The sequence below is a fragment of the Verrucosispora sp. NA02020 genome, from assembly GCF_013364215.1.
Taxonomy (GTDB): Bacteria; Actinomycetota; Actinomycetes; order Mycobacteriales; family Micromonosporaceae; genus Micromonospora.
On the sequence record NZ_CP054923.1, the window covers coordinates 4,460,062 to 4,474,070 of the forward strand.

Genomic DNA, 14,009 nt, shown 5'->3' on the forward strand with positions numbered 1-14,009 from the left:
AGCAACGTGCCGGTGCAGGCGATCGCGCACCCGACGGACCGTCGGGTGCATCTGCCGACGGCGGACGGCCAGGAGTTCGTCTCGCCTGACGCCGCCCGGATCGAGCAGGTCAAGAAGGAGCGCGATCCGAGTCTGGACCCGCAGCTCGTCTGGATCGGCAAAGAGGAACAGGACGCCGAGGACCTGGTGGTCGAGGCCCCGCCGATCTACGTCCAGGAGAAGGTCGCCCCGCGCACCCTGGTCGAGGAGTTGCGCAGGGCCAGCGAGAAGTCCCGCCCCCGGGAGAACGAACAGCTCGGTCTCTTCGCCGACGACTACGCAGACTTCGACGGGCTGGACAACTGGCAGTCGGTCGAGTATTACCAGCACGAGGCCAACTGGTCCAACCGCATGATCCTCGGCGACTCGCTGCGCGTCATGGCGTCGCTTGCCGAGAAGGAGCGGCTGCGCGGTAAGGTCCAGATGATCTACATCGACCCGCCGTACGGCATCAAGTTCGGCTCCAACTGGCAGATGTCAGCCCGCAAGCGGGACGTCAAGGACGGCAACCTCGCGGACGTCACCCGCGAGGTTGAGCAGATCAAGGCGTTCCGGGACACCTGGGAGTTGGGCATCAACTCCTACCTGGCGTACCTACGCGACCGGCTGATCGTCGCCCGGGACCTGCTCACCGAGTCCGGCAGCGTCTTCATCCAGATCGGCGACGAAAACGTCCACCTAGTCCGCTGCCTCCTCGACGAAGTCTTCGGCCCCGAAAACTTCGTTTCGCTCATTAGTTTCGTTACCACAAGCGGATTCGATTCGAGCACCCTAGCCAGGGCAGGCGACTACATAGTTTGGTACGCCCGATCCACGAATCACGCGAAGGTCCGCCGTGTTTGGCAGGAGGCGGATCGCAACCCCGGCGGCTCCTACCGATGGTTGATGCTGCCAGACGGCCGCTACCGCAGCATGACATCCGCTGAACTCGCCGGAAGCGCGCCCCTCCCCACTGGAGCTAGGCTGTACGCACCGGGTGACCTTCAGTCGCAGAACCCTGCGGGCGTGGATCAGCCATTCGAGTACCAGGGTAAAACCTATCGACCCGTGACAACGTCCCACTGGAAGGCAAACTATCCGGAGGGAATGAATCGACTGAAGTGGGCCGGCCGGATCCACTCCGCAAAGAACTCCTTGCGCTACGTAAGGTTCGCAGATGATTTCCCGCTGAAATCAGTCAACAATATGTGGACCGACACCGGAACAGGGAATTTCACCGACGATAAGGTCTACGTCGTGCAGACCAACACCAAGGTCATCGAGCGATGCATGTTGATGTGCACCGATCCGGGAGACCTGGTGTTGGACCCGACCTGCGGTTCAGGGACCACCGCATACGTGGCGGAGCAGTGGGGGCGACGGTGGATCACCATTGACACCTCGCGGGTGGCGATCACGCTCGCGCGGCAGCGGCTGGTCGGTGCGAAGTACCCCGCCTACCTGCTCGCCGATTCTGTTGAGGGTCGGGCCAAGGAGCGCGAGCTGTCCGGCACCGAGGCGGCCCCTACACCGCCCGGCAATGACATCCGCAAGGGCTTCGTGTACGAGCGTGTCCCGCACGTGACGCTCAAGTCCATCGCCAACAACCCGGACATCAAGGAGGGCATGAGCCGCAAGGAGATCGACGCGGCGATCGCCCGGCACGCCGAAACCGAACTGCTCTACGACCGGCCATACGAGGACAAGAAGCGCATCCGGGTGGCGGGCAAGTTCACCGTGGAGAGCCTGTCACCGCATCGGTCGGCAAACTTCTCGATCGGCGAGGAGCAGACCGAAGGGGGCGATGTCAACGCCTACGTCAAGACGATCCTGGACAACCTGACCAAGGCAGGTGTACAGAACGGCTGGCGTAACGAGCGGCTGGAGTTCGCCTCGCTGAATCCGTATCCGGGCAAGTTCGTCCACGCGGAGGCCGCGCGACGCAACGACGACGAGGGCACGTCGGCGCGGATCGCGGTAAGCGTCGGCCCTCAGTACGGCACAGTGGACGCCGACTTCGTCAAGTACGCGGCGCGGGAGGCACTCAAGGGTGTCGGTTTTGACCTGCTGCTGGTGTGTGCCTTCGGCTTCGACGGGCGGGCCAGCGAGGCAGCCGGCGAGTTCGCTCCGGAAGGCGACGACTTCGCAACGGTGGCGGAGCAGCGGCAGCTCGGCCGACTTCCCATCCTGCTCGTGCGGATGAACGCCGATCTGGCCATGGGCGACACGCTGCTCAAGAAGACCGGGACCGCCAACCTCTTCACGGTTTTCGGCGAGCCGGACATCGCCATCGACCCGGTGCCGGATGGGCTCGTGGTCGAGATCCGTGGCGTTGATGTCTACAACCCCACCACCGGGGAACTGCGGCCGGACAACGGCGTCGGCGACATCGCACTGTGGATGATCGACACCGACTACAACGAGGAAGAGTTCTTCGTCCGGCACATCTACTTCGCCGGGAGCGAAGGCAAGCCGGACGGGCTGGACCCGTACTCCCGACTACGCAAGGCTCTACGCGCGCAGATCGACGAGTCCGCCTGGTCCAGCCTCTACGGCCACCACTCGCGCCCGTTCCCTCGACCCAAGTCAGGGAAGATCGCGGTGAAGGTGGTCAACCACTACGGCGACGAGGTGGTGAAGGTCTACGAAGTCTGAGCCGGCGAGTACCCGTACTCCGCCAACCGATTCCGGGCGATGTCGAGTTCCTCGTCGGTGAAGAGCCCGGCGAACCGGTCTTGCAGCACCACCGCCTCGACTGCGAGATCGAGTCTGCCCTTCTCCCACAGGGTGGTGAAGCCGCTGGAGACCGAATTTGCCCTGATCAGCCGGCGGGCCGCCTCAAGCCCGCCTACTTGCTGCACCATCTGTAGGAAGTAGCCCGCGTTGTAGTTCAACTCCTTCTTGGCCCTGCGGTAACCATCGAGCATGGCTGCGTGGAACTCGGCGGCCACCTTCGGATCGCGCTCGTTCGCCACCCGTTCGCCACTCGTGGCAGAGCTGAGACGCGGTTCCGGGGCCGGACGCGGCGCCGCAGCCGGCGGAGTTGCTGACCGATAGGCGGGGTTGCGAGTCAGTGCGATGTGGTCGGCCAAGCCCGTGCCGAGACGCTGCGGGCGGGGCATGCCCCTCGCCGGCAGCGCCCGAGTCAGCGCCAGGTAGATGTCGCCAAGCGTCAGCAGTGCGCCGCCACCCGTGACGCCCTGCCGCAACGTACGCAACAACTCGCCGGTGAAAGCAGTGAACTGAGCACCAACAGGGGCAACTGCGGTCTCGTGTGCCGGCGCGGACGCCAGAGTGTAGGTCCCATGGATGTCGAGGTTCCCGCTGATCGCCGGGGCGGTGCCCGACATAGCCTCGGTAGCGTGGCCCGAGAAGCAGCAGTCCAGGATCAGGACCCGGTTGCGTGCAGGGCTGTCGGCCAGTGCGGACCGGAGCCAACTCATCGGGACGCCGAAGTAGTGGACCCGACGCGGATCCGGGTCGGTGGATTCAACGGCCAGAAACAGTTCACCGCGCTGGTTCAGCATGCCGTGGCCTGAGTAGTACACCACGATCGTGTCCAGCGCTTCGTTGACGACGGCGTCAATCGCATCCCCGACCTCCTGCGGAGTCGCCGGGTCGATCAACATCCGGCAGCCTGACGGATCTAGGCCACCCAAGTCCGGATCGGTGAGGGAATCAGCCAACGACTGCACGTTGTTGACGGTTGCCGGAAGATCATGCAGGCCGTCGTGCGAGAAGCGGGACGACCCGACCAGCAGGGCGCGCGATCCATCTCGCTCCGGAAGCCTCGCGTTCATGACACCTTCCGGTCTGCCGAGAGCGTGTCGTACAGCTCTTTGACTGCGCCTGCGTTGCCGGCCTCGATCTCGACCTTACGGAGAGTTTCACCCGTCTCCTCGACGACGAACTCCACGCTGATCCGAGCACGCCGCGATTGCAACCACGTGTTGAGCGCACCTGCCAGCACCGCAGCCGCTCCACCACTGCCGAGCGCAACGGAGATGATCTCCATGGCGCCCCCCATCTCGTCTGGACCGGGCTGCCGAGACAGCGTCCGCACCCTGCCACGGAGTTCGTCGGTGCGCTGGAGCCAACCAAACAGAGAGTGCAGTTCGCCTGGTCTTCCGTCGAGCAGTGACACTTTGATCAACGCCATGGTGTGCATTATCCAATATGGCCGGAGGAAGTCAGCCAGCACCCGACACCAACCTTCCACCACCATCGACACAGCGACCAACTGGGAAGTGAGGGTTTTTGCGCGTCCGCGCCATCCATGGGCACTGATCAACTCCTAACTCTTCCCGGCTCCGGAAGCTGCGCGTACCGTGAGGTACACGATGTACCCCATGTAATGAGGTGTGGTTCGTGATCAGTGATCAGCAGCTAAAGCCGGGCCAGCGTGTCGAGCGGCTACGTCGTGCCGCCGGGCTCTCCCGTGAACGCCTCGCCAACTTGAGCGGACTATCAGCGACAACGGTGAAGTTCATCGAGAACGGACGTCGATCGTTGACCCTTCGTGCCGCACAGCAGATGGCACCACACCTCGGGGTTCGGGATCTCGGTGATCTCTTCGGACCGTCCGTGGCACTGTCTCTCGATGGTCGGGCCAGCCATCCCGCAGTAACGGAGGTCCGCCATGCGTTGACCGCCTGGCACCTCGCCGTCGACGGCGAACCGGAGAGCACCGACTATCTCCGAGGCGCGGTCGATTCCGCATGGCAGACCTGGCACACATCTCGACACCAGCGCACGGCGGCAGGGGAAATCCTGCCCGGCCTGCTGAATGCCACCCAGCGAGCGGCTCGGTTGCATTCGGGCGATGATCGACGCACGAGCCTCGCCCTACTCGCGCAGTCTTACCATCTCGCTCAGGCGTATCTGGCGTGGCATGGCGACCGTGAACTGGTCTGGTTGACCGTTGATCGCGGAATGAACGCCGCCCTGGACGCGGACGACCCACTCGCTATCGCACAGGCGACCTGGTATGCCGCACACCTGCTACGCGCGGTCGGTCGCGGAGACGAAGCGTTGGAGCGACTTCGGGAAGCACGCGGGCTTATCGAACCACGCCTAGCGGATGGCGGCCCCGAATGGGCGGAAGTCCTCGCCGATCTGCACCTTTGCGCAGCCCTGACGCGTTCTCGGATCGGTGACCAAGGCGCGTGGTCGGATTGGGACACCGCTCGGTCGATCGTCGACCGGGCGCTGCCCGAGGGGTTCGTAGGCTTGCGGACCCGCGTGTCGCGGCCCTTGGTCGACGTGTACGCGGTCATGTGCGCAGTAGACCTCGGCGATCCGGACGAGGCGCAACGCCGCGCCCACGCCCTCGACCCGGCATCGATCCCGTCGACAGAGCGTCGGGGTCGGCATTACGTGGAACTGGCACGTTCGGCCGATCTGGAGGGCGCGAAGGAAGCGACCCTTCATCTGCTGACGCGTGCCGAGGCTACGTCACCGGAGACGGTCCGCTACTCGCCTGCAGCGCAGGATCTGATCACCCGGCTGTCCCACGAATCACCTGCGTCGATCCGCGCCGAGGCGGTTGACCTCGCCCGTCGAATGAGTGCCGCTGACCTTTAGGTACGCCCCGTCACCGGGTACACCACGTACCCAGACTCGAACGCTCGATTCCTTAGCGTAATCGAGCGGTGACAGCATGGGCTTGTCTGGACCTTTCCGCTGCCGCCTCTGATGACGAAGGAGTCGGGAATGAGCGGCCAGAACGATGGCGGCACGCCGAGTAGGGGCGAGCAGATCCAGGCGAACGAACGGGAAGCGGCGAAGCGGCGGGTGCTCGCCCAGGCCGAGGCGGAGCGCGTACCGGTCGAGGAGACGACCCGGGCGGTACCGGATCGGCGGTGGCGGCGTGGGTGACGAGTTGTTGCCGATCGGTCGGCGGGTGGCTTACTGGCGAGGGCGGCGGCGCATGTCGCAGCAGGTGTTCGCCGACCGGATGGGCAAGTCGAAGAGCTGGGTCGACAAGGTCGAGCGTGGTGCGCGGTCGCTGGACAAGGTGTCCACGATCGCGGAGATCGCCGCCGTGTTGCGAGTCGAGCAGTCGGTGCTGCTGGGCCGCCAGGTCCACACCGCTGCCGTAAGCGAGCGGGCGGCCGGTGTGGAGCGGATCCGGGCGGCACTGTCCGCGTACGACATCGTGGCGGGCCGGCGGGTGCCGGAGCGTGAGGTACCGGCAGCGGATCAACTGGCCGGTGGCGTGGCTTACGCCTGGAACACCTACCAGCATGCCCAATACCCCCAGTTGATCGACCTGCTGCCCGGGCTGATCACCGGGGCGCAGCGCGGTTACGCCTGCGAGCCGGGATCGGGGCGCGTACCGCTGGTGGAGGCGTACCGGGTCGGCTCGGCACTGCTGACGAAGCTCGGTGAGACCGAGCTTGCCTGGCTGGCCGCCGACCGGGCGATGGCGCTCGCCACCGGCGATGCGGTGCTGGTGGCGACGGCGGCGGTGCAGCTCGGGCCGGTGTTGCGCGCCACCGGGCAGGCGGGCGCTGCGGTGTCGACCATGCGGACCACCGCGTACCGGATCACCCCGCCGGACCTCGACGGCAGCCCGTCGGCGTACCTGTCCCTGTGCGGCACGCTGCTTGTGCAGGGCGCGTTGGCGGCGGCCGGCGACGGCAATGAGCGTGGTGCCGCCGACCTGCTCGATGAGGCCGCCGACCTGGCCGACCAGGTGGGCGACGGCCACGACTACCATCGCACCGCCTTCGGACCCACCGCCGTGGCCGCAGCGCGCACTCTGGCGGCACTGGAGTTGGGCGATGCGGGTGAGGCGCTGGCCTGGCATCAGAGGGCCACCGTATGCCTCGGCTGGCGGTGGCTGCCTGTCGAGCATCGCGCCGCACACCTGATCGACGCTGCTCGCGCGCACCTGCACGCTCACGATGCCACGAACGCCGCCCGGACCCTGCGGCAAGTCCAGAGCATCGCACCCGCCGAGGTCCGGCACCGCCCCGCCGCCCGCGACCTGCTTGTCCAGGTGCTCCGGAGCCCACACGCCCCGACGACGATCGTCCAGCTCGCTGCCGCCCTTGGGGTTCCGGCGACATGACGGCACCGCTGTTGTCGGACGGAGGCGGGTTAGCGCGGGTTCGGTGTAAGGAGGGGACCCCTGCTATGCACGAGGCGTTAGCAGGGGGCCCCTCCTTACACCTCAGGCCGGGGTGTCGCGCCGCCGGAACGCGCCCACTCCGACGGCCAGCAGCACGGCCGCCACGGCGGTGAGCACCACCAGGGGCAGCACCCTGAGGTCGGCGGCGGGCACCGACGGCACGTGCGTGAAGGGCGACAGGTTCAGCGCCGCCTGCGGCAGCTCCAGCACCGCGCCCAACTGTCCGAGCAGCAGGAAGGCGATCAGCACCGCCCAGCTCAACGCCACCGACCAGCGGGGCACCGCGCCGAACAGGGCGGTCACCACCCCGACGAGCACCAGCAGGGCGGGCAACCGCAGCAGCGCCGCCCCGCCCAGCTCGACCGTCCAGCCGACCGCGTCACCGGCCGCCAGGCCGTACCCGAGCCCGGTGGTGAGACCGGCCAGCAGCACCAGCAGCGCCGCGCCGAGCACCGCGCCGCCCACCTGCGTGCCGAGCCACCGGGTCCGGCTCACCGCCGTGGCCAGCAACGCCTCCAGGATGCCGTCGGACTCGTCGTTGCGGGTCCGCAGCAGGGCCTGCACGACGTACGCGCCGATGGTCAGCGCGTACAGGCCGAGGATCGCGGCCAGGTACGCGTCGACGAGTTCCGCCCCGCCGCCGAGCTGGGCGATCACGTCGGCCGCCGCCGGGTTCTCGGCGATCATCGCGTCGACCTCGTGACCGGCCACCCCCATGGAGAGGCCGAGCACCACCACCGCCACCGCCCAGCCGGCCAGTGCGCCGCGCTGCAACCGCCAGGTCAGGCCGACCGGTCCGAGCAGCCCCGAGCCCGCTCGGGCCGGTCCACGCCGCGCGGCCAGCAGACCCGCGCCGACGTCCCGACGCTCGGCCAGCAGGTAGGCCAGCGCCACACCGGCCACCAGCAGGGCCACCGGCAGTGCGAGCACCCACCATCGTTCGGCGCCGAAGGCGCGTACCTGGGTGCCCCAGCCCAACGGCGAGAGCCAGGTCGGCCAGGCGCTGTCCAGCCGCGTACCGTCGCTGCCGCGCTCGCCCAGCACGTCACCGGCGGCGCGCAGCAGGAACGCGACGCCCACGGTGGCCGCGGCGAGCGCGTTGGCGCCCCGGGAACTGACCGAGAGCTGGGCGGTGACGGCCGCGAGGCCGGTGAAGGCGACGCCGACCCCGCCGATCGCGGCGGCGGCGGCCACCGCACCGACGACCGGCAGCCCGGCCCCGACGAAGGCCAGGGCGAGCAGCACGGCGGAGGCCAGGTTCGCGCCGACGACCACCACCAGGGCGGCGGTGAGCAGGGCGTACCGGCCGACGACGGTGGCGCCGAGCAGTTCGGCGCGCCCGGTCTCCTCGTTCTGCCGGGTGTGCCGGACCACGGCGAACGTGCTCAGCAGCGCGGCGAGCAGGGTGAGGGTGAGGTACGTCTCGGCGACCACCACCGCGCCGAGGTCGGCGCTCGCGATCGGACCGTTGAAGGCACGGGCGACCACACTGGACAGGGCGGTCTCGGCGTACCCGAGGCGGGTCTGCTCGTCGGGGTAGAGACCGGCGACGCTCTCGGCCAGCCCGTAGCCGATCAGCGGGGTGCCGAGGACCCAGACCGCCAGGCGGATCCGGTCCCGACGCAGCGCGAGGCGGGCGAGTCGCCCGGTCCCGGTGAAGGCGCTCATCGGGTACCTCCGGCGGTGGTCTCCCGCTCGACGTCGCCGGCCTGCCGTCCCGCGTCGGTGCTGCCGCCGTAGTGCCGCAGGAACAGCTCCTCCAGCGTGGGCGGCGTGCTGGTCAGGGCACGGACCTCGAACCGGACCAGGTGGCCGAGGAGGGTGTCCAGGTGCGCCGGCTCCACTTCCAGCTTGACCCGGCCGTCGACCGGACGGACCTCGTGGACGCCGGGCAGCTCCGCCAGCCCGGTCAGCGGCCGTGCGGTCTCGACGGTCACCGTGGTACGCGCCAGGTGGCGCAGCTCGGCGAGGCTGCCGGACTCCACGGTGCGCCCGTCCCGGATGATGCTGACCCGGTCGCAGAGCGCCTCCACCTCGGCGAGCACGTGGCTGGAGAGCAGCACGCTCGCTCCGGCCCGGGTGAGCGTGCGGACCTCCTCCTGGAACACCGCCTCCATCAGCGGGTCCAGACCGGACGTGGGTTCGTCCAGGACGTACAGCTCCACGCCGGAGGCGAAGGCGGCGACGATGGCGACCTTCTGCCGGTTGCCCTTGGAGTAGGTGCGGCACTTCTTCGTCGGGTCCAGTTCGAAGCGTCGCAGCAGCTCGTCGCGGCGGCGTTCGTCGAGACCGCCGCGCAACGCGCCGAAGAGGTCGATCGCCTCCCCGCCGGTGAGGTTGGGCCAGAGGTTGACGTCACCGGGTACGTACGCCAGCCGCCGGTGCAGCGCGACCGCGTCCCGCCACGGGTCGCCGTCGAGGACGCGTACCTGTCCGGAGTCGCGGCGCAGCAGGCCGAGAACGATCCGGATGGTGGTGGACTTGCCCGCGCCGTTGGGTCCCAGGAAGCCGTGCACCTCCCCCGGTTCCACCGTCAGGTCGAGTCCGTCCAGGGCACGTACACCGCCGAAGGTCTTGACGAGGTTCTCGATCGAGATCACGGACATGGGTGCCTCCTGTCGCTCGGTGTGCCGACCACCCCTCACTGTACTGACCGATGGTAAGTGGATTTCCGCAGCGCCCGTCCAGCGGTCAGGGACCGCTACGCTGAACGCCATGAGCTGGGAGGAAGTCGACGACACGCGCAGCAGGATCCTGCGTACGGCGTTGCAGATGTTCACCGAGCAGGGCTACCAACGCACCTCGCTGCGCCAGATCGCCGAACGCCTGCGACTGACCAAGGCGGCGATCCTCTATCACTTCCCCAGCAAGGCACACCTGCTCACCGACCTCGCCGAGCCGTTCGTGCGGGACCTGGAGGAGCTGCTCGACCGGGCCGAGGCCCTACCGGCGGGACAGGCCCGGTGGTCGCTCCTGGAGGGCTGGGTGGACGTCATGCTCGCCCACCGGCACTCGCTGGGCATGCTCTACCACGACCTGGCGCTGGTCGATCGTGGCACGGACTACCAGCGACTGATGCGGATCGCGATGCGCGCCAACGAGATCGTGGCCGGGCCGAACCCGGCTGTGCGGGAGCGGGTCCGGGCGGTACAGGCGCTCGCGATGTGCGGCGATCCGGTCCTCTTCCTCACCGACGTACCCGAACGTGCGCTGCGCGAGGACATGCTCGACGGCGTCCGCCGACTGCTGGAGGACTCCCCGCTGGCCACTCCGCCGACCACCGGCACTGGCGCGGACGGTCCGACCGCCCCGGCAGCCGGCCCGCGCCCGCGAGGCGGCCGACGGCGGCCGGGGCGACCGCGTGCGATGAGCCCCGACCAGTTGTCGGCGGCCCGCCGGATGCACCTGGCGGGCACCCACTCGGTCGACGAGATCGCCGCCGAGTTCGGGGTGTCCCGAGCCACCGTCTACCGCCATCTCGAATCTAATAGTGATACTGAGACAATTCTGAGCCAGTTCTGAGACCCCCCACCTCCGCACCCCACCCGCACCCCACACCCCCGCGCTGATCAAGAAGTTTGGTCGTACCGGGGTCGGCGTGTCGCGACCAAACTTCTTGATCAACCACAGCAGGCGGGCACGCCGGTGGGGTCAGCGGGGGTCAGCGGGGGTCAGCGGATGAGGTTGAGGTTGGTGTAGGTGCGGTTGTGGGCCGGGAAGTCCTCGTCGGTGTACGGCGCATGGATCCAGGTGCGCAGTGAGTTGGCGGCCGTGTCGATCTCCACCAGTCGGACCGGGTTGGTCCGTGGCGAGTGGAACGTCTGGAGGAACGAGTGGATCGGGTTGCCGTGCAGCCCGGTGTCCACCCGCGACGCCGCGGTGCCGGTGTGTCCGGAGAAGACGAACCGGATGTTGGCGTACCGACGGACCAGGTTGTCGAAGACGTACTGCGGGCTCGTCGACCCGAAGCCGGCGCTCTGGCCGATGGTGGCGTCGCTCTCCAGGAAGTGATGGGTCACCACGATCACGTTGTGCCGGGGGTGGGCCGCGACGACCTGTTGCGCCCAGGCGACCGCCGCCCTCCGGGGCCACAGTTCCAGGGTCAGCACCAGCCACTGCACCCCACCGGCACGGTAGGTGGCGAACGCGTTGTCCACCTTGCCCGGCTCGAAGCGGCCTCCGACCACCCCGAAGCGGTCGGCGGTGAAGTACCGGTTGAAGGTGGTGGTGTCGCGCAGCAACGGCCCGGCCGGGCTGCGCAGCACGCCGTCGGGACCGAAGACCTGGGTGTCGTGGTTGCCGACCGCCAGCGTGTACGGCAGGCCGACCGCCTCCAGTGGACGCAGGGCGGCACTGGCGCGGGCGTACTGCACGTGGTCGGGGGTGTCGTAGTTGACCACGTCCCCGGAGTGGGTGACGAAGCGCAGGTCCAGGGCGGTGCGTTGGGCCACCAGCCAGTCGATGCGCTGCCGCATCCGGGTGTCGCCCGAGGTCAGCACCTCCTCCTGGGTGTCCGGCACCACCGCGAAGCCGAACGTGGTGTCGACCGGCCCGGCCTCCTCCGTCCGGGCGTACGCCACGTGCACGTTGCGGTCGCAGGCGGCGGTGTAGCGGTCGTTGACCAGCTCGATGCGGACGGAGTGCCGCCCGTACGCCAGCGGCGCGCCGACCAGGTAGCTGCCGTAGTCGGTGGCACTGGTGACGGTCACCTCGCCGACGGGCTGGCCGCCCACGCTCACCCGGACGACCGGCCAGCCGTCGCACTCGTCGCCGATCGCGCCGATCACCAGTTGGCCGGAGCCCTGCAGCACGGTGGTGGCGTGACTGCTGTTGCGCCACAGGGTGGCGTGGGTGCCCGACGGGGGCACGGGCGTGCCGGTCGCCGGGTTGATCGACCCGTTGACCACCGTGAACGGTGACGGCTCCGCCGCGTTCGCCGTGCCCGCGAGCACGCCGGCCGACAACACGACCACGATCGCCACGATGGCCCGCGTGATCCGCATGTTTGCCCCTCCCTGTCCCACACCGGCACCTGCCGGACATCGGGATGCTAAGGCAGACCGACCGGACATCCCGGGAACGCGTCACCAACACGCAGTGATGGCGTGTCCACGAAACGTGATGGAAACCCGTCTGGTCCGCCGCCGTCCGGTCAGTCCACGTCGACCCAGTCGAGCGTGCGGCGTACCGCCTTCTGCCAGCCGGCGTAGCCCTCCGCCCGCTGTCGCGGCGACCAGGTCGGCTGCCAGCGCCGGCTCTCGTTCCAGTTCGCCCGCAGCTCGCCGGTGTCCCGCCAGAAGCCGACCGCCAGCCCGGCGGCGTACGCGGCACCGAGGGCGGTGGTCTCGGCGACCACCGGCCGGCTCACCGGCACCCCGAGGACGTCCGCCTGCAACTGCATGCACAGGTCGTTGACGGTGACGCCGCCGTCGACCTTCAGGCACTCCAGGGCCACGCCCGAGTCCTGGGCCATCGCCTCGGCCACGTCCCGGCTCTGGTAGCAGATGGCCTCCAACGTGGCCCGCGCGATGTGGGCGTCGGTGTTGTAGCGGGACAGCCCGACGATGGCGCCGCGCGCGTCGGACCGCCAGTACGGGGCGAAGAGGCCGGAGAAGGCGGGTACGAAGTACACCCCGCCGTTGTCGGAGACCTGGCGGGCCAGGTCCTCGCTCTGCCCCGCACTGTTGATGATCTTGAGTTGGTCACGCAGCCACTGCACGGCCGACCCGGTGACCGCGATCGAGCCCTCCAACGCGTAGACCGGGTCCGCCCCGGCGAACTGGTAGCACACGGTGGTGAGCAGGCCGGCCTTTGACCGGACCAGTTCCGTACCGGTGTTGAGCAGCATGAAGTTGCCCGTGCCGTAGGTGTTCTTCGCCTCGCCTGGCGCGAAGCAGACCTGCCCGACGGTGGCCGCCTGCTGGTCCCCCAGGTCGCCGGTGATCCGCACCGGGCCGCCGAAGGGACCGTCGGGGCGGGTGCTGCCGTAGGCGTGCGGGTCGGACGAGGGGCGGATGGCGGGCAGCATGACCCGGGGGATGTCGAAGAACGACAGCAGCTCGTCGTCCCAGTCCAGCGTCTCCAGGTCCATCAGCATGGTCCGGCTGGCGTTGGTGGGGTCGGTGACGTGCACGCCGCCGTCGGGACCGCCGGTGAGGTGCCAGAGCAGCCAGGTGTCGGTGTTACCGAAGACCGCCTCGCCGCGTTCGGCGGCGGCCCGTACCCCGTCGACGTTCTCCAGGATCCACTGGATCTTGCCTGCGGAGAAATAGGTCGCCGGGGGCAGGCCCGCCCGCCTGCGGATCACGTCGCCCCGCCCGTCGCGCTCCAGCGCCGCGGCGATCCGGTCGGTGCGGGTGTCCTGCCAGACGATGGCGTTGTAGTACGGCTGGCCGGTGCGCGGGTTCCACACCACCGTCGTCTCCCGCTGGTTGGTGACGCCGAGCGCCGCGAGGTCGGAGGCGGCGATGCCGTGCGTGTTCAGGGCGGTACGCACGACGGTCCGGGTCCGCTCCCAGATCTCCAGCGGATTGTGCTCCACCCACCCGGCGCACGGCAGGATCTGCTGGTGTTCGAGCTGGTGACGGCCGATCTCGTTACCGCCGTGGTCGAAGATCATGAAGCGGGTGCTGGTGGTGCCCTGGTCCACGGCACCGACGAAGTCAGCCATGCGGGGGTCTCCTGCTCGTCGTGGTCGTCGGGCCGATCCTTCCCGATGTCGACCCCGATGTCCGCAGCAGGACGACGCCGAGCTGCACGCTCGTGCCCCTCGGCCGGCGGCCTCCGCCGCGCTGCCGACCACAGGTCGCGGTACGGTCTGGTTCCGTCCGGTCGCCCACCGCGCCACCACCACCGG

At 68.7% G+C, this 14,009-nt stretch carries 11 protein-coding genes; 5 read left to right on the plus strand and 6 right to left on the minus strand.

All coding sequences use genetic code 11. The annotated features are described in order from the left end of the window. The first annotated feature begins 6 nt into the window (after positions 1-6). Positions 7-2,673, plus strand: a complete 2,667-nt coding sequence (locus tag HUT12_RS19400) for a site-specific DNA-methyltransferase (protein WP_217706026.1) — start codon at positions 7-9, stop codon at positions 2,671-2,673. Here HUT12_RS19400 and HUT12_RS19405 read toward each other — a convergent pair. Both HUT12_RS19405 and HUT12_RS19410 read right to left on the minus strand, forming a co-directional pair. Further along, a complete protein-coding gene (locus HUT12_RS19405) occupies positions 2,661-3,818 on the minus strand; it encodes a caspase family protein (RefSeq protein WP_176094281.1) in 1,158 nt (385 codons plus the stop codon). The genes HUT12_RS19400 and HUT12_RS19405 overlap by 13 nt on opposite strands. Continuing rightward, positions 3,815-4,177, minus strand: coding sequence for a hypothetical protein (locus HUT12_RS19410; protein ID WP_176094282.1), 363 nt, complete (start codon positions 4,175-4,177; stop codon positions 3,815-3,817). Before HUT12_RS19410 ends, HUT12_RS19405 begins: the two co-directional genes overlap by 4 nt. A gap of 212 nt (positions 4,178-4,389) precedes the next feature. Here HUT12_RS19410 and HUT12_RS19415 point away from each other — a divergent pair, with 212 nt between their 5' ends. From HUT12_RS19415 to HUT12_RS19420, 3 genes are all read left to right on the plus strand, one after another. Beyond that, positions 4,390-5,601: a helix-turn-helix domain-containing protein gene (locus HUT12_RS19415; protein WP_176095866.1), complete on the plus strand. Its 1,212-nt coding sequence runs from the start codon at positions 4,390-4,392 to the stop codon at positions 5,599-5,601. A gap of 129 nt (positions 5,602-5,730) precedes the next feature. Next, positions 5,731-5,895: a hypothetical protein gene (locus HUT12_RS32890; RefSeq protein WP_223884292.1), complete on the plus strand. Its 165-nt coding sequence runs from the start codon at positions 5,731-5,733 to the stop codon at positions 5,893-5,895. 25 nt (positions 5,896-5,920) lie between these two features. Next, positions 5,921-7,093, plus strand: a complete 1,173-nt coding sequence (locus tag HUT12_RS19420; protein WP_303393516.1) for a helix-turn-helix domain-containing protein — start codon at positions 5,921-5,923, stop codon at positions 7,091-7,093. A 102-nt stretch (positions 7,094-7,195) separates the two neighbouring features. Here HUT12_RS19420 and HUT12_RS19425 read toward each other — a convergent pair whose 3' ends face one another. Together HUT12_RS19425 and HUT12_RS19430 are read right to left on the minus strand one after the other, a co-directional pair. Further along, a complete protein-coding gene (locus tag HUT12_RS19425) occupies positions 7,196-8,821 on the minus strand; it encodes an ABC transporter permease (RefSeq protein WP_176094284.1) in 1,626 nt (541 codons plus the stop codon). Next, complete coding sequence (locus HUT12_RS19430) at positions 8,818-9,759, minus strand: ABC transporter ATP-binding protein (protein WP_176094285.1); 942 nt, start codon at positions 9,757-9,759, stop codon at positions 8,818-8,820. The genes HUT12_RS19425 and HUT12_RS19430 overlap by 4 nt, the downstream gene beginning before the upstream one ends. 109 nt (positions 9,760-9,868) lie before the next feature. On the opposite strand from HUT12_RS19430, the gene HUT12_RS19435 reads away from it, so the two are divergent. Then, entirely contained in the window at positions 9,869-10,675 is an 807-nt protein-coding gene (locus HUT12_RS19435) for a TetR family transcriptional regulator (protein WP_176094286.1), read from the plus strand. A 149-nt stretch (positions 10,676-10,824) separates the two neighbouring features. Here HUT12_RS19435 and HUT12_RS19440 read toward each other — a convergent pair whose 3' ends face one another. Both HUT12_RS19440 and glpK read right to left on the minus strand, forming a co-directional pair. Next, positions 10,825-12,156: a carbohydrate-binding domain-containing protein gene (locus tag HUT12_RS19440; protein WP_131057079.1), complete on the minus strand. Its 1,332-nt coding sequence runs from the start codon at positions 12,154-12,156 to the stop codon at positions 10,825-10,827. Positions 12,157-12,305: 149 nt separating this feature from the next. Continuing rightward, entirely contained in the window at positions 12,306-13,823 is a 1,518-nt protein-coding gene (gene glpK, locus HUT12_RS19445) for a glycerol kinase GlpK (RefSeq protein WP_131057081.1), read from the minus strand. Between the last annotated feature and the right edge of the window lie 186 nt (positions 13,824-14,009).